This is a genomic window from Paenibacillus sp. FSL H3-0329, from assembly GCF_037963285.1.
GTDB classification, from domain to species: domain Bacteria; phylum Bacillota; class Bacilli; order Paenibacillales; family Paenibacillaceae; genus Paenibacillus_AQ; species Paenibacillus_AQ odorifer.
Map to the genome: position 1 here is coordinate 1,757,834 of NZ_CP150150.1, position 16,764 is coordinate 1,774,597.

14 protein-coding genes are annotated in these 16,764 nt (G+C 44.4%); 9 read left to right on the plus strand and 5 right to left on the minus strand.

Annotated features, from left to right (window positions below; all coding sequences use genetic code 11):
- The first annotated feature begins 24 nt into the window (after window positions 1–24).
- On the plus strand, window positions 25–795 hold the full coding sequence (locus NSQ66_RS07630; protein ID WP_038569469.1) for a class I SAM-dependent methyltransferase: 771 nt from the start codon (window positions 25–27) through the stop codon (window positions 793–795).
- Window positions 796–1,532: 737 nt separating this feature from the next.
- Here NSQ66_RS07630 and NSQ66_RS07635 read toward each other — a convergent pair.
- Together NSQ66_RS07635 and NSQ66_RS07640 are read right to left on the minus strand one after the other, a co-directional pair.
- A complete protein-coding gene (locus NSQ66_RS07635; protein WP_036675694.1) occupies window positions 1,533–1,691 on the minus strand; it encodes a hypothetical protein in 159 nt (52 codons plus the stop codon).
- Between the two features lie 133 nt (window positions 1,692–1,824).
- Window positions 1,825–2,781: a winged helix-turn-helix transcriptional regulator gene (locus NSQ66_RS07640; RefSeq protein ID WP_036675692.1), complete on the minus strand. Its 957-nt coding sequence runs from the start codon at window positions 2,779–2,781 to the stop codon at window positions 1,825–1,827.
- A gap of 376 nt (window positions 2,782–3,157) precedes the next feature.
- On the opposite strand from NSQ66_RS07640, the gene NSQ66_RS07645 reads away from it, so the two are divergent.
- Genes NSQ66_RS07645 through NSQ66_RS07665 form a run of 5 tightly spaced genes read left to right on the plus strand, consistent with a single transcriptional unit; the run spans window position 3,158 to window position 8,564 of the window.
- Window positions 3,158–4,528 (plus strand): arabinan endo-1,5-alpha-L-arabinosidase, encoded by a 1,371-nt coding sequence (locus NSQ66_RS07645; protein WP_076215851.1) that lies wholly within the window; start codon window positions 3,158–3,160, stop codon window positions 4,526–4,528.
- A complete protein-coding gene (locus NSQ66_RS07650; RefSeq protein ID WP_076101285.1) occupies window positions 4,525–6,000 on the plus strand; it encodes an alpha-N-arabinofuranosidase in 1,476 nt (491 codons plus the stop codon). Before NSQ66_RS07645 ends, NSQ66_RS07650 begins: the two co-directional genes overlap by 4 nt.
- Before the next feature lie 4 nt (window positions 6,001–6,004).
- Entirely contained in the window at window positions 6,005–6,277 is a 273-nt protein-coding gene (locus NSQ66_RS07655; protein ID WP_076101283.1) for a DUF6171 family protein, read from the plus strand.
- Between the two features lie 31 nt (window positions 6,278–6,308).
- On the plus strand, window positions 6,309–7,586 hold the full coding sequence (locus NSQ66_RS07660) for a glycoside hydrolase family 27 protein (RefSeq protein ID WP_076101288.1): 1,278 nt from the start codon (window positions 6,309–6,311) through the stop codon (window positions 7,584–7,586).
- Window positions 7,587–7,598: 12 nt separating this feature from the next.
- Window positions 7,599–8,564, plus strand: coding sequence for a family 43 glycosylhydrolase (locus NSQ66_RS07665; protein ID WP_036675689.1), 966 nt, complete (start codon window positions 7,599–7,601; stop codon window positions 8,562–8,564).
- 80 nt (window positions 8,565–8,644) lie between these two features.
- Here the strand turns inward: NSQ66_RS07665 and NSQ66_RS07670 are convergent, their stop codons facing one another.
- On the minus strand, window positions 8,645–9,172 hold the full coding sequence (locus NSQ66_RS07670) for a hypothetical protein (protein WP_036675687.1): 528 nt from the start codon (window positions 9,170–9,172) through the stop codon (window positions 8,645–8,647).
- A 236-nt stretch (window positions 9,173–9,408) separates the two neighbouring features.
- On the opposite strand from NSQ66_RS07670, the gene NSQ66_RS07675 reads away from it, so the two are divergent.
- On the plus strand, window positions 9,409–12,084 hold the full coding sequence (locus tag NSQ66_RS07675; RefSeq protein WP_339211648.1) for a YhgE/Pip domain-containing protein: 2,676 nt from the start codon (window positions 9,409–9,411) through the stop codon (window positions 12,082–12,084).
- Window positions 12,085–12,166: 82 nt separating this feature from the next.
- On the opposite strand, the gene NSQ66_RS07680 is transcribed toward NSQ66_RS07675, so the two are convergent.
- Complete coding sequence (locus tag NSQ66_RS07680) at window positions 12,167–13,141, minus strand: aldo/keto reductase family protein (protein WP_339211650.1); 975 nt, start codon at window positions 13,139–13,141, stop codon at window positions 12,167–12,169.
- Between the two features lie 66 nt (window positions 13,142–13,207).
- Between NSQ66_RS07680 and NSQ66_RS07685 the strand changes: the two genes are divergently transcribed.
- A complete protein-coding gene (locus tag NSQ66_RS07685) occupies window positions 13,208–13,915 on the plus strand; it encodes an SGNH/GDSL hydrolase family protein (protein WP_051490864.1) in 708 nt (235 codons plus the stop codon).
- Window positions 13,916–13,956: 41 nt separating this feature from the next.
- On the opposite strand, the gene NSQ66_RS07690 is transcribed toward NSQ66_RS07685, so the two are convergent.
- Complete coding sequence (locus NSQ66_RS07690; protein WP_036675683.1) at window positions 13,957–14,727, minus strand: DeoR/GlpR family DNA-binding transcription regulator; 771 nt, start codon at window positions 14,725–14,727, stop codon at window positions 13,957–13,959.
- A 241-nt stretch (window positions 14,728–14,968) separates the two neighbouring features.
- Here NSQ66_RS07690 and NSQ66_RS07695 point away from each other — a divergent pair, with 241 nt between their 5' ends.
- The gene (locus NSQ66_RS07695; protein WP_076215876.1) at window positions 14,969–16,735 is read left to right on the plus strand and encodes an L-fucose isomerase; all 1,767 of its coding nucleotides are present in this window, start codon (window positions 14,969–14,971) and stop codon (window positions 16,733–16,735) included.
- The last annotated feature ends 29 nt before the right edge of the window (window positions 16,736–16,764 follow it).

Sequence of the window (16,764 nt, forward strand, 5' to 3'; positions counted from 1 at the left end):
GTTGTTATAGAAAGCGGTGTAATTGTGTCTTCCTATGGGAAATTTGCTTATGTATACGATGAGCTTATGGCAGATATGCCGTATCCAGATTGGATATCCTTTGCTGAAGCCGCATGGAGTAAATACGGCAAGCCGTTAACTGTAGCCGAGCTTGGCTGTGGTACAGGGAGTATTACAATTCCTTTGGCGGGTTCAGGATATCATATGACCGGAATCGATTTATCTTCTGACATGCTCTCAGTGGCACAGCGCAAAATGGAGGAGCATCCCCAGGGACGGCGCTTTTTGCGTGAAGGCAGTGTTCGTTGGATTAGACAAAACATGAAGGAATGGGAGCTTCCGGAGCTGGTGGATTCTGTGATTTCCTTTTGTGATTGTCTGAATTATGTGTTGGAAGAGGATGACATCAGCGCTGTTTTTGCCAGTACCTATGCAGGGTTAAAGCAAGGCGGAACCTTTCTGTTCGATGTGCATCATCCAAACACACTAATTCGTTATGAAGAAGAACAGCCCTTTATTCTGGACGAGCCATCTGTGTCTTATATTTGGACTTGTGAGATGGATGTTCCACGCCGCGAAATTGAACATCATCTGTCCATTTTTGCCCGTGAAGACGGACACAGCGATCGCTATCGCCGATTCGAAGAGACCCATATTCAGCGTGCCTACGATCCTAACTGGATGAAGGAAGAGCTGCTTAAGGCTGGGTTTAGTGATGTGAAGATCTATGCCGATTTCGAGTGGGTAGAGGCAGAAGATGATGCTGAACGATTATTTTATGTAGCTATAAAATAAATATTCAAAATGCTAAGAGGGGCTGTCCCATAAGCTATGAAAATAGCTGCTGGGACAGCCCCTTTTTTGACCTTAGCTGATTGCTGGCGGAAGCGAGTGGAATACTGCTGTTGGAAGCACCTAGGTTGACGCTGCCGGAAACAAGTGTGTTTCCGCTATCGAATGCTCATGCATTACCGCTGACGTGAGCGTGTGGGTTCTCGCTCTCGAAAGCTCATATATTGCCGCTTTGCGGAAGCGTGTAAGTTCTCGCTCTCGAATGCTCATGCATCGCCCTTTTCGGATGCGTGTAGGTTTTCACTATCCAACACACATACATGCACAACTACCATCAGATATACGTATTAGTAGTAGCTATCGGACACAGCGGACCTTATACGCAGCATTTGCTAATATTTTGGGTGCTATCGGACTCCATTGCAGCTATTGGCTTGAAAAACGTCCAATATTGGTCATTTTCCAAGGGATAGCGTCACTGGAGTCCGAAAACATGCTCCAAGGGCTAAAAATATGCAAATAACGTCATTTGGGTCCGTGAGCCACGTGAGATACATGTGAGATGATGGAGACAAGGTTGGAGTAACCAGCCAGCGACCCAAACATAAACAGCGATTCTCCGATATCAGGAGAATCGCTGTTTTTATGACTTCATTCGTTGGAGCAGCTTGTAATTGCGCCAACATAATAAATACAAAATAAACCGGGCAGTGTTCATACCACCCGGCATCTTCCAATCCTTACCGATGCTCAAACAGATCAATGGCACCCAATACGACATGAGCCAGACCAAATCCAAGTACGCCTGTTGCTGCCATCTTATACTTGCTTCCAAGAAAAGCGGCGCTAGAAGCGGTTACGACGGTTCCAAGAACAGCGGGAATTAGACCTTCACGCATTCGAAACACTCCTTCTCGGTGGTTTGGGAGACAAAGTTATTATGGTTCAATATCGAAAAAATATACGAAGCTCAAAAAGACCCTAAATCAGCGTTAGCTGAATTTAGGGTCTTTTTATTTAGATTAGGGTTGGTTACTCTGCTATTATAACAGCGTTACGAGGGAGGCCCTCTCCAACTTCATGTACATCATACAACACACGTGCCAGTAGGTCCTGGCTATAATTGCCGAAATGTTTTCCGTAAATCGTGAGTCCACGTTTGTTTGTAGGCTTGTCGGTTACTGCGATACGGAATGTGAGTTCACTTTTGTAATCCAATTGAATATCATCAAGGGTCACATCAGAAATCCGACAGCCATCAATGAAGCTGCCTTCATTATTGATACGGATCAGCTTCAGCATGCCGTATTGGTTTAGGTGCGGAGGCCACCAATCGGGGTTAAACGTTCCCCGGGTATCTCCGAAATCGCCAGGGCTAGTCCAGAATCCGATTTCAATTCCATTTAAATAGAAATAAAGGTCGGACGGATAGTTATCGTTAGACCCAGGAGCTTCAGAGCCGATCTCCATCGAGAACTGAATTTCGCGGAACGTTTGGTTGGCTTTAAGGTAGTTTGGAATTCTATATTCGAGGAACCCTTCAGCCATCCAAATAATTTCGGATTCAATTCGCTGCGGATCTGCAAAATAACGCGGCTCGTCGAAATCCCCGATGATGCTATCTTTGGTAGCCAGTCCACAAGTTGGAACAGCCTGATAGTTGCTGTAATGACCTACTTGAATTTCTACTTCGTAAAGATTATCAACATCCTTGCTGCGAAGGTCAACAATAAGCTTGTCCTTATTTAAATAGCAGACCTTTTGAATACCGTGTTTGCCCACTGATGTGTTTATCTCAATGAGACCGCTTTCTTCTAACTTTTTAATATGCATGGTAATGGCGCCGTTGCTGAGGTTCAGTTTTTTGGCAATTTCATTCAGGTTCAAGGCTTGATTGGTGGCAAGGAGCTCTAAAATGAGGATTCTGATTTCTGAGCTTAGTGCCTTGAAAATTTCTAATCCACTCATTAAATCTTTAATATAGATCATTTTATCAATACCTTCTTCCGATTACGTCATAAATTATACTATTTTATAAAATTATAAACTAATAAGGCATATAAATAAAGTATACTTCCTTATTTTGTAGAATGGTCAAATATAAGAGGGATTTTTGGCATGATTTTCTTTTAATTTAGTAAAATTTAAACAAACAAAGGATTAAACTAAAGAAAAAGACGATTATTTCGCCATAATTCATTTATTTCGAGTTTAATTTCATATAAATATGAAAAGGTTTATAGAAATATATTTACAAGGCTTTTTATATATGTTATTTTATATTGTAAGCGAATACATATTTTTTCATTTTAAATTTAATATTTATTGCTGCTCAATCTGTTGCTATTTCTGAGGTGATAATTTAATGGTAAAAAAAACAACAGATCTTGTCTTTCCAAGTTCCCCAGGGAACATGCCAATGTATGATCTATCAGTGATTGATATTGAGTCTTTATGGACGCTTCACAACACACATGATCCAGGCATTATTAAAACAGATGAGGGTTACTATGTTTTTTCTACCGACATAAGAGTCGGAGGAGAATTACGACCAGGCGTAATGGTTCGAAAATCACAGGATCTTATCCATTGGGAATGGGTTCATTATGCGCTGCCGGGAATTCCCCGAGTTGCGAAGGAATGGGCAGGGGCTACTAATTTATGGGCACCAGATGTGGTGAAATACGGTGATCAGTATCGAATGTATTACTCGGCCTCATCTTTTGGAAGTAGACAATCGCTAATCGGACTTCAAACTTCATCTTCTATTGAGGGACCTTGGACCGATGAAGGTGTGGTGATTCAGACGCGTGCTGAAGATTCACTGAATGCGATTGATGCAAATGTGCTTACGGATGCAGATGGACGGATGTGGATGGTGTATGGTTCTTTTTTTGGTGGAATTCATATCATTGAGCTGAATGCGGAAACGGGCAAACCGAAGCAAGAAGGTTTTGGTACGCTGATCGCTAAACGGGATAACACCATTAAAGATGGAGCAGTTGAAGGACCGTACATAGTGTATAACGAGCAATTCAAAAAATACTATTTGTTCGTCTCCTATGACTCCCTGTTTGAGGATTATAACGTTCGTGTCGCTCGTGCAGATACTATTACCGGCCCATATGTGGATTATAACGGACGAGATATGAGTGATAGTGCGCATCAACCACGATATGAGGTCGGCAATAAAATACTGGGTGGCTATCGCTTTGGACAAGATCCAGGTTGGATTGCTCCCGGCCATAACTCAGTTCTTCATGAGGATGGCAGCTATTATATAGTTCATCATGCACGTGGTGAAATCGATAAACATTGGTCCTATCTACAGATTCGTCGAATTCTGTGGACAGAGGATGGCTGGCCTGTTGTATCTCCAGAACGGTATGCGGGTGAAGTGGAACAGGATATTCCAGAACAGCTAATCGCAGGACAGTGGGAATGGATTGTAATGGACCCCTCAGTGGATGGCCAGATTCAGTCTGCCCTCATAAGTCTATCCTCTGACTTTAAGCTGGAAGGTGCGAATGGAAAAGGAAGCTGGTCTTTTGATGGACGCAGAGTCCTGACCTTGGTCTGGAATGACGTTATCGAGGGTAAAGGCCGGATAGAGAAGGTGCATTTGCTTCCGTCATGGGATTGGGAGAAAGAAACTCAGACCCTTGTATTTACTGGATTAAATGAAAATGGAATTTCCATCTGGGGTAAGCAAAAGAATGGAGAAGAGAATAGATGACTACTATCAAGCTACATGCAGGTAAAGGAATTAATAAGATTAGCAAGTATCTATATGGTCATTTTGCCGAGCATTTGGGCAGATGTATCTATGATGGGATCTATGTGGGGGAAGATTCGCCGATTCCGAACACCAAGGGCTTTCGCAACGACATCCTAGCAGCACTCAAAAAAGTTAATATTCCTGTCCTTCGTTGGCCGGGGGGCTGTTTTGCCGATGAGTATCATTGGAAGGATGGCGTCGGTCCAAAAGAAACCCGTAAGCGGATGGTGAATACGCACTGGGGCGGTGTCGTCGAGAATAATCATTTTGGGACTCATGAATTTTTTGAATTATGTGAGTTGCTGGATTGTGAACCATATATCTGCGGGAATGTTGGCAGTGGCACTGTTCAGGAGATGTCGGAGTGGGTTGAATATATGACCTTTGAAGGCGAATCACCGATGGCGGATTGGCGTCGTGAAAATGGGCGTGAAGAGCCGTGGAAGTTGAAGTATTTTGGTGTAGGTAATGAGAACTGGGGCTGCGGCGGCAATATGCGTCCAGAATATTATGCGGATTTGTACAGACGTTACCAGACATATGTGCGTAATTATGGTGAAAATCAGATCTATAGAATCGCTGGTGGCGCCAACGTTGATGATTATAATTGGACAGAAGTGCTAATGCGCGAAGCTGGACGGTTTATGGATGGTCTCAGTCTTCATTCGTATACGATTCCTGGAAGCTGGGAAGAGAAACGTTACGCTTTAGGTTTTGACGAAGCCGAATGGTTTGAGACTATGCAAAAAACCTTGCATATGGATGAACTGATTACCAAACATTCAGCGGTAATGGATAAATATGATCCGGATAAGCGGGTTGGAATGATTATAGATGAGTGGGGAACCTGGTTCTTAAATGAACCTGGTACGAATCCGGGGTTCCTGTATCAGCAGAATACACTCAGAGATGCATTGGTAGCAGGGGTAACGCTGAATATTTTCCAAAAGCATAGCAGTCGTGTGCAAATGGCGAATTTGGCTCAAGTGGTCAATGTACTGCAGGCTCTTATCCTGACGGAGGGCGACAAGATGATTCTAACGCCTACCTATCATGTATTTGAAATGTACAAAGAGCATCAGGATAATGAACTGCTTGAAGTAACTGTTGAGAGCCCTGATTATACGTTTGGGGAGCTAACAATTCCACAGATTAGCGTTTCTGCTTCTCGCGATACGAATGGCAATGTATATGTTTCTCTCTGTAACTTGAGCCATAATGACAGCGCATCGCTAAGTATTGGTATTGAAGAGGTTACCTTTAGCAAAGTGACAGGTCAGATCTTAACGCATTCCGTGCTGGGTGCGCACAATACGTTTGAGGCACCGGATACAGTTACTCCAGTAGCTTTTGAGGGTGCATCTTTATCGGGTGAAAAGCTGAGCTGCGAGCTTCCACCTGCTTCTGTAGTAGTCTTGACTCTGGAATAATATCATGTCAGAGAATCAAGAAAAAAACCGTCGCTGCAAAAGCTGTGATGAGAACATGAGAATAAGCCCAGAAAAACTGGAGCGTTTAATAGAAATAGCCACTAGAGAAAGACCCTTAGCGCCGGAGGAGCAATATTTGCAGCGTATTGAACATTGCCGAGATTGCTCTGGCCTGCAATTTGGTAGCACTTGCCGTTATTGTGGCTGCCTCGTAGAGGTGAGAACAAGATTACAGGACTCTACTTGCCCTTATCCCTCGGCACCTCGCTGGGATTGAATACTAAGTTTTTGAAAAGGACGTGAAAATCATCAAACAAAATTTGTTAGCTGCTACGCCCCCGATGGGCTGGAATAGTTGGGACTGTTACGGAGCCAGTGTAAATGAAGAAGAAGTAAGAGGCAACGCAGAATATATGGCTACCCATTTGAAGGACTTTGGTTGGGAATATGTAGTTGTGGATATTCAGTGGTATGAGCCTGGAGCGAATTCTTCGCAGTATCGCAACTTTGTACCGCTGGTTATGGATGAGTACTCCAGACTTCAACCTGCTGAGAACCGGTTTCCTTCCGCAGCGGGAGGCAAAGGGTTTGCGCCACTCGCTGAATATGTGCATGGATTGGGTTTGAAATTCGGCATACACATTATGCGCGGAATTCCGCGTCAGGCTGCTCATGCGGCCAGTGCCATACTAGGATCTGAGCAAACCGCACGCGATGTGGCTCACCCAAATTCTATTTGTCCATGGAATACGGACATGTATGGAGTAGATGCTTCAAAAGAAGGCAGTCAGGCGTATTATGACTCGCTGTTCCAGTTGTATGCCAGTTGGGGTGTGGATTATGTGAAAGTGGATGATATTGCCGCTTCTCGCATTTATGGATACCACAAAGAAGAAGTTGCTATGATCCGTAAGGCTATTGACCGCAGTGGTCGCGAGATGGTGCTCAGTCTTTCGCCTGGACCTGCTCCAGTGGAAGAGGCTGAACACTTAGCCGGACACGCTAACCTTTGGAGAATGACCGATGATTACTGGGATCATTGGCATTTGCTGCGCGGGATGTTTGAGCGCTGTGAGAAATGGGCTCCTTATGTGCAGCCGGGCCATTGGCCGGATTGTGACATGCTGCCGTTAGGTCATCTGGGCATTCGTTCTGTAGATGGCGGGGGAGACCGGTTCACGCGGTTTACTCATGACGAGCAGGTCACCATGATGACACTTTGGAGTATTTTCCGCTCCCCGTTAATGTTTGGAGGAGAACTTCGGGACAATGATGATTGGACATTATCTTTATTGACCAATAAGGAAGTGCTTCATCTGCATCGTTATGGTAAAGGCGGCAGACAGGTAGCGCTAAATGAGGAGCATGCGATCTGGACATCTGAGGATGAACAAGGAAACCATTATGTAGCTTTGTTTAATCTTAGCGATGAAACATTAACGCTTAAGGTATCATTCGAGCAGCTTAATGTTTCAATTCCTAATACTATACGTGATCTATGGCAGAGCCGCGATTTGGAAGTAGTTAACGAAGGTATTTCTCAAACTCTTCCACAGCATGGTTCTGTATTGTTAAAGTTTAAATAGAGGAGAGAGATTATGAATACGAGTGTAGAATATAAAAATCCATTGGTGGAGCAACGTGCTGATCCATGGGTATATAAACATACAGATGGTTATTACTACTTTATTGCTTCTGTTCCAGAATACGACCGGATCGAAGTGCGGAGAGCAACAACAATCGAGGGATTGGCTGCTGCAGAACCGGCTGTAGCTTGGCGTAAATATGAGACGGGTCCGCTTAGTGCAAACATTTGGGCACCAGAGCTCCATTATATTGACGGGAAATGGTACATTTATTTCGCAGCGGCGCGTACTACGGAGACGAAGGATGGATTATTCGATCACCGTATGTTTGCTCTTGAGAATGAATCTGCCAATCCTTTAGAAGGAACATGGGTAGAAAAAGGCCAGGTGAAAACCGCTTGGGAATCCTTCGCTTTGGATGCAACCACCTTCCAGCACAAAGGAAAATTGTATTATGTATGGGCACAGAAGGACCTGAATATTGAGGGGAATTCTAATCTGTATATTTCTGAAATGAGTAATCCATGGACGCTAACGGGTCCTCAGACGATGATTGCTACTCCTGAATATGACTGGGAAATTATTGGGTACAAGGTAAACGAAGGAGCTGCAGTGCTTAAACGTAACGGCCGTATCTTTATCAGCTTCTCGGCTAGCGCTACGGATTTCAATTACTGCATGGGACTTTTGGTTGCGGATGAAGACAGCGATCTGCTGGACGCCGCTTCATGGACCAAACTGCCGGAACCGGTATTCCAGACCCACGAAGAGAATGGACAATATGGTCCGGGTCATAACAGTTTTACTGTAAATGAAAATGGGGAAGATGTACTCATCTACCACTGCCGCAATTATAAAGAAATTACTGGCGATCCGTTGTATGATCCGAACCGTCATACTCGTGCTCAAGTCTTCCATTGGAATGAAGATGGTACGCCGAATTTTGGGGTTCCCGTTAAGGATGCTGCTAAACAATAATTCGTTGAGTATATAAAAAAGAGGGTTACTCATAAGCCATGTAGATGGCTGCTGAGTAACCCTCTTTCTTATGTTGCACCTTAAGGTATATATTGTTGAACGATCGAAGTAATTACGCCGTCCTGAATAGTGATGTGATACGGGAACTGGCTCAAGTCGATGACATCCGTATTATTAAATTGATCCATAAATTGCTGTAAGGTGATGGACTCATTCCAGTTGATATCCAAGTCTTCCATGTTGCCAGTGTGATCAAAAATTTGCAACGTCACTGTGGCGTTATCCGCTATCGGATAAGTTGTTAGAGTATCAACATCATTTACAATATAATAACTGTCTGGAGCTCCGCCGATTTCTGCTGCAGCTTCTGGATCTCTTTCAGCAAAGATTCGATCGGCATCAGCACCCTGATACCAGTTTATTTCATCGGTCGTACCGGAGAGCTTGCCATGGTCGGATTCAATAGTATGAAAGTAAACTGTTTGATGCTGGGTCTTGTCACTATCTTGCGCATCTACCCGTGTTCCAACGGTACTTGCAGAAGTAATGAGGGAAAGAAACAACAGAACAACAACCGGTAACACATACGCTGACTTTTTCTTAAACATTATTAATCTCCCCCTTGAGATATGTAAGACGTTGTATAAAACTTATTACCCGCTCCGTTTTTTCTTAAACGGGTTATATATTACTCTTTACGTGAAATGAGCAGTTTTTGTTGCATTTTTTTAAAAGTTTTTTTAAAAAGCAATGAGAAGTCACGAGTTCCCTAAAATGAATAGTAAAAGCTTATCTCCTCGGGCATATTAAAATATCAAAACATGCAGATTAGGGGGAGCAGCGAATGGGCGGAATACTACGGATTTATAGGAACGATTGGCGTAACTTATTCAGAGTTCCTGTGGCCGTATTGCTGGTTGCCGCTTTGGTGGTATTGCCCTCCGTGTATGATTGGGTGAACGTTGCGTCAGTATGGGATCCTTATAGCAATACTTCTGGCATTAAAATTGCTGTTACCAGCTTAGATGAAGGTACTAAGGTGCAGGAGAAGGATTTTAATATCGGCAATGAGGTCATGGAAAGTCTTCGGAGCAATAAAAACCTGGGCTGGACCTTTGTAGATGCAGAGACTGCACATAATGGTGTCAAACGCGGAGACTACTATGCCAGTATTGTTATCCCTGCTAATTTCTCCAAACGAATGACTGGAATTCTTGAAGGAACGATTGTGAAACCAGAGATCGAATATACCGTCAATGAGAAAATAAATGCGATTGCTCCTAAAATCACGGATAAGGGCGCCACTTCAATCACCACACAGATCAGTGAGAATTTCACGGAAACGATTAGTGAGACGGTATTTACTGTTTTAAGTCAAATCGATAAGGAATTTCAATCTGAATTGCCCATTATACGCAAGGTAGAAAAAGGATTGTTTAAATTAGAGGCGAGCCTGCCAGAAATTGAAACCGCAGGTAAACGTGTATTGAAAATTCAGGAAAATTGGCCGCAGATTCATGCTTCAGCAGAGCGTATTTCCACATTGGAGAATAAGCTGCCAGAGGTGGAAAAAGCGGGTGAGGCTTTAGAGAAAATTGCTGAGCATTGGCCGCAAATCGCGAGTGCCTTAGATCATTTAGGAGGGCTACAGGACAAGCTGCCCAAGATTGAAGAAGCGGCACAGCTAATCGTTCAACTTGATAACCATTATGGTGAAGTTGAACAGATCATGGCTCAGGCCTCGCAAGGTCTTACGGAAGCGCATAAAATCGTTAATGCTGCCTTAACAGCACTGCCTGAGGCAGAAAAGATTGCCACTGCCGGAAATGATTTTGTTCTGGAGCTCCAACAATTTTTGGAGAAGAGCAGTGCTGCATTTGAAGCTGTTCCAGCAGCTATCAAACAGAATCTTAATCTCCTACAGCAAACGGAGAACTCAGTGTTCAAGCTTGCTGAACAGTTAAAGGGAGAGGATAACGAGCCGCAAGCTGTACGTGAGCAGCTGGAGGTACTCTCAGCACAGTTGGCTGCAGGAAGCAGCGTGATTGAACACACACTTTCTATATTAAATGCATTGAACACATTTTCGCCTGAAACAGTGTCTATTGCTGAGATTGCGGCATTAAAAGGTGTGGACAGTGTTTTGAACAGTCAGAAGTCTTTGGTAAATGCTATGATTACTGACCTTCAGAATAAGGAAGACGCTGATTCCAGTGCAATTAACGAATTGTTCCTAAAGTCAGGTCTTGGGAAGCTGGCGATTGCGAAGCTTATCTCAGGGTATGATTCGTCGACAATCCCTGCCATAAAAAATACACTGGAGCAAATAACTTCGGCGGCAGATGTCACAGCCACCGCATTGCAGCAGGTGCCAGATCGCTTACCCGCGCTGGGTACCCTGCTGGAAGAGACAATGTCGGCGATTGAGTTTGGGCAGACAAGCTTAGCTAGTCTGCAGCAGGATTTGCCAGCTATACGCGAAGCGATCCACACAGCAGCCAGTGGGGTTGCCGATCAGACCCAGGGCTTTGGTGCCTTCATCCGAGATACACTTCCGCTATTGGAGAGTAGCTTGCCTACTGCAGGGGAAAAGATACAGCAAGCTGCGAACTTCGTGCGTCAGGATCTGCCTACTGTAGAAGAGCGGGTTCATCAGGTCTCGGAGTTGATTCGTACAGGACTCCCCCGTGCGGATAAAGGAGTGGCGCTTGCCGCAGATTTGGTGAGAAATGATCTTCCAGTACTGGAAGACTCGATTCGAAAAGCCGCTTCCACGATCCGCCAAATTAAAGAGGAGATTGATCTGGGGGAGATTGCACAACTGCTCGGAGGAGATATTAAGAGCAAAAGTGATTTTTTGGCCAATCCGGTAGTGTTAAAAGAGAATAAGTTATATCCCATTCCGAATTATGGCTCGGCAATGACTCCTTTTTATGTCGTACTTTCCTTATGGGTCGGAGGCACACTGCTTGTCTCCCTTCTCCGCACAGGTGTGGATACGGGTGGGCTAACGTACAAAAGATATCAATTGTATTTTGGCCGCCTGCTGACCTTCCTTACGGTGGGAATTCTTCAGGGGCTGGTGGCTGTCCTTGGCAACATTTTTATTCTGCACTGTTATGTGGTGAATAAGGTGTGGTTTGTACTTTTTGGAGTGTTAATCAGCATCGTGTTCGTAACCATTGTATTTACGCTTGTCGCTGTATTTGGCAACCTGGGAAAAGGAATAGCGATCGTGTTCATGGTGCTTCAATTCTCTAGCTCCGGCGGTACATTTCCGATTAGTACGACAGGGCGTTTTTTTCAAATATTAAATCCGTATATGCCGTTTACCTATGCAATTAGTCTGATGCGGGAGGCGGTTGGGGGAATTCTGCCAGAAGTGGCGATTCGTGATGTGATCTATCTGATTATCTTCGGTGTGCTGGCACTCTTGCTGGCATTACTCCTCAAGAAACCACTGGAGCCTTTTATCCATAAGGCTTCTGAACAAGCCGAAGAGTCTAAATTGATTTCTTAAAGAAAAAGAGAATGTGCCTAAGCCATGGTGATGGCTTTTGGCACAACCTCTTTTGTGTACTATATGGCAAGTGTGCAATAGGTTATCTTGCAGGAGCAAAATCAGCTACTGGCTTAAGAATCTCCTCGATCTGCTGTAAAGTATCAGCGGAGAGTACCGCATCTACAGCTTTGGCGTTTTCTGCAACTTGTTCTGGCTTACTGGCACCAATTAATGCTGAACTTACACCAGGCTGGCGCAGGATCCAAGCCAATGCCAATTGCGACAGCTTCAGGTCTAAACTGTGAGCGAGTTCAACCAGCTGTCCAACCACAGACAACACATCATCACGGAGGTAGCTGGAGATTACACCATTAACTGAATTATCCGCAGCACGGGATCCTGCTGGAGGTTGTTGTCCCGGTTTATATTTGCCAGTCAGAATTCCTTGCGCCAGTGGAGAGAAGACCACTTGGCCCAGCCCCTCACGCTGGGATACTTCAAGGACCTCGTCTTCAATATAACGTTCGAACATATTATAGATGGGTTGATTGGAGATCAGTGGACGCAGATTCAGTCTGCGGCTGATACCAGCAGCATTGGAGATTTGGGCTGCGCTCCATTCGCTAACAGCGGAGTAGAGAATCTTACCTTGAGCCGTCAGATCATCCAGCGCGCGTAGAGTCTCCTCTACAGGGGTCTCTGTATCAAAGCGATGACAAAAATATACATCAATATAATCGGTGCCTAAGCGGCGGAGGCTGGCTTCACATTGCTCCATAATATGCTTGCGGGACAAGCCACGGTTATTAACATCGTCTCCCATGGGAAAAAAGACCTTTGTACTTAGCACATAAGATGATCTTTCATAGGAACGTAGAGCAGCACCTATCGCTTTTTCGCCTTCGCCACGGTTATATGCATTAGCCGTATCAAAGAAATTGATACCGCATTCAAAAGCTTTGCTTATACAAGCATCAGCTGCCTTTTGCTCTGCTGCGGTTCCATATGTAAGCCAACTGCCTAGTCCGATCTCACTGATTTTGAGCCCTGAATTGCCTAGTCTTCTATATTTCATTTTTCTCTTTCCTCCTTGTATTCTATATGATAACTTTACTTGTATTATAGGAGACATTCAAGTTGAATGATTAATATACTAGTAATCAAGGAGATGAAAGATTCAATGACTAATCCAGCTACTAAAAAATCAAAAGTGATCTTATTTCAGGGTGACTCCATTACGGATGGGAATCGAGGTCGTGATGAAGACCCGAATCATATTCTTGGACATAGCTATGCGTATATCATCGGAGGCAAGCTAGGGAATGAGCGGGCAGAAGAAAATCTGGTATTCTATAACCGCGGAGTGAGTGGAGATCGAATCTCCGATTTATATGCACGCTGGAATGAAGATGCAATTAGCTTGCAGCCTGACATCATTAGTATATTGATTGGGGTAAACGATATTTGGAGAATGATGAAAGGGGAACCAAGTGGAGTTACGGACCGTTTTGAACGCGCTTACCGTCACGTACTTGAAGAAACACGTGAAGTTCTGCCACATACGAAGCTGGTTTTATGTGAGCCTTTTATTTTAAATACCGGAGCTCCAGCTGAACAGTGGACAGAATGGGAAGCGAAGATTACACATTATCAGGGAGTGGTTAAGCAGCTGTCTGAGCAATTTGATACGGTTTATGTACCTCTACAGGATGCTTTCAACGCAGCTGCAGAGAGAGCAGAGGCAGCCTATTGGCTGTGGGACGGCGTTCACCCGACGACTGCCGGGCATGATCTGATTGCTGGGGAATGGCTGAAGGTCGTTTTGGAAAGTGGTCTTTTAAACAATTAAGTTATAAAGTCATTATCTCTCTTTATCTATGCACCTACTGATCACTCAGCGGGCGCATAGATAAGAGATACATGGTAATTATTTAAGAAATCGATCCATTCCTCAGAAGGCTTCTGATCTGTAACGATATAATCCACTCTATCAAAGCTGAACAACTTAATGAACGCGGTCCGGTCAAATTTGGAGTGATCTACGAGCAGAACCACTTTATTCGCCTGCTGCTGCATAAGCACCTTCAGTTCGCTTTCTTCTTCATTTGAATCACTTAGACCGCCTGTCATGGACAATGCTTTACAGCTGAATATGGCTACATCCACATTATATTTTCGAATTGTCTGTGAAGCGGTATTTCCAACAAAGGAGCTGGTCTCGGGGCCTAAAATTCCACCTGTGGAAATCAGCTTTTGACCGGAGTGTTGAAATTCAGATAATACCACCAGAGAGTTCGTAATAATTGTCAGATTGTTTTTCTCCTCAATAATTCTACGCAAGGCTTCAAACACCGTTGAGCTCGTATCCGTCACCAAGCTGTCTCCATCATTGATTAATTGCAGTACATTATCGGCTATGATTCGCTTCGCTTCAATATTGACCTGATGCCTGCTGGTATAGGAAGGATCTTCATTGGTATGGGCATTGAGAATGGCCCCACCATAATTTTTTTTGGCAAGACCTTCTTTGTCCAGTTTATCTAGATCCCGCCGAATGGTCTCTTCCGAGACGTTGAATTTTTGCGCTAGCTCTGCGACATGGACCTTCTTCTGTCTGTAAAGCTCTTTAATAATTAGATCCCGTCGTTCAAATGCTTTCATTCGTTCACTCACCTTTATATATAAATCGTCTGCTTTCTAGTGTACTACATTGTTGTTTAAATCTAAAAATAATTACATATTCACATAAAACCACAATATATAATAATTATATCACATAAAACCACACTTTTGTTTAGGTAATATGTTGTTTTGTGTTGACTAAAGCGCTTGCAGATTTTATGATGAAGGAGAAATAGATCTATTAACGATGACTCTAAGATGATCTTGAGGAGGAACGGCATTGATAGAAAACTATCCGAAAATTGGTATCCGCCCAACCATTGATGGCAGAAGAAGAGGCGTTCGTGAATCACTGGAAGAGCAAACGATGGGCATGGCTCAGCGGGTGGCTAAGTTTATTGAAGCGAATTTAAGGTATCCGAATGGAAGTCCTGTAGAGTGCATCATCGCCGATTCTACGATCGGTGGTGTTAAAGAAGCTGCTGCTGCGGCTCAGAAATTCTCCGGGGCTAACGTAGGGGTGTCGATCACCGTGACGCCTTGCTGGTGTTATGGCTCAGAGACAATGGATATGGATTCATCCATTCCGCATGCCGTGTGGGGATTTAACGGAACGGAACGGCCGGGTGCTGTGTATCTAGCTGCTGTTCTCTCTGCGTATGCTCAAAAGGGAATTCCTGCGTTTGGTATCTATGGTGAAGAGGTTCAAGAGTCTAGCAGTGAAGAGATTCCAGCGGATGTGCAGTCTAAATTGCTACAGTTTGCTAGAGCAGGCTTAGCAGTTGCTCAAATGAAGGGAAAATCATATTTATCTATGGGTTCTGTTTCGATGGGGATTGCGGGTTCCATTGTGAATGAACAATTTTTCCAAGAGTATCTGGGCATGCGCAATGAATATATAGATATGTCTGAATATGTCCGGCGCTTTGAAGAAGAGATTTATGATAAAGAGGAATTTAAGCGGGCGCTTGCGTGGACTAAAGAAAACTGCCAAGTTGGCGCCGATAATAATCCGCAGCATCTGCAAATCAGTGCAGAAGAGAAAGAGAAGCAGTGGGAGACCTGTGTGAAAATGACATTGATCGCCCGCGACCTGATGATCGGCAATCCGGTTCTCGCTGAGCTTGGTTTTGCGGAGGAAGCTAACGGCCACAATGCGATTGTTGGCGGTTTCCAAGGCCAGAGACAATGGACGGACCATTTCCCTAACGGCGATTTCATGGAGACGATGTTGAATTCTTCTTTTGACTGGAACGGCAAACGTGCTCCTTATCTCGTAGCGACAGAGAATGACAGCCTGAATGGGGTAACGATGCTGTTCAATTATTTGCTTACGAATACAGCACAAATCTTTGCTGATGTCCGGACCTTCTGGAGTCCTGATGCTGTGAAGCGAGTGACGGGTCATCAATTGGAGGGAGAAGCAGCTCACGGAATACTGCATCTGATCAACTCTGGTTCGGCTGCGCTTGATGGCACAGGTGAGCAAAGGATAGAGGGTAAGCCTGCAATCAAACCTTTTTGGGAGATTACAGACGAAGAGGCTAAGGCTTGTCTAAGCAATACACAATTCCGGCCAGCTTCTCAAGAATATTTCCGGGGAGGCGGCTTCTCTACCGATTATTTAACCCAAGGCGGAATGCCGGTTACTATGGCTCGCTTGAACCTGGTGAAGGGGCTTGGACCTGTTCTTCAGCTTGTTGAAGGTCACACCGTAGAGCTGCCTGAAGAGGTTCATCATACTTTGGATCAAAGAACAGATCCGACCTGGCCGACGACCTGGTTCGCTCCTAAGCTAACTAACAGTGGTTCATTCCAATCGGTATATGATGTCATGAATAATTGGGGCGCGAATCATGGGGCGATCAGTTATGGCCATATCGGGGCGGATCTGATTACGCTGGCGTCGATTTTGCGTATTCCAGTAAGTATGCATAACGTTGAGGAATCACGTATTTTCAGGCCACGGGTGTGGTCGTTATTTGGGACGGAGAATCTGGAAGGAGCAGATTACAGAGCCTGTCAGAATTTCGGACCGCTATATTAAAATCTTCTTGTGGAGCAGGTGTGCTTGAA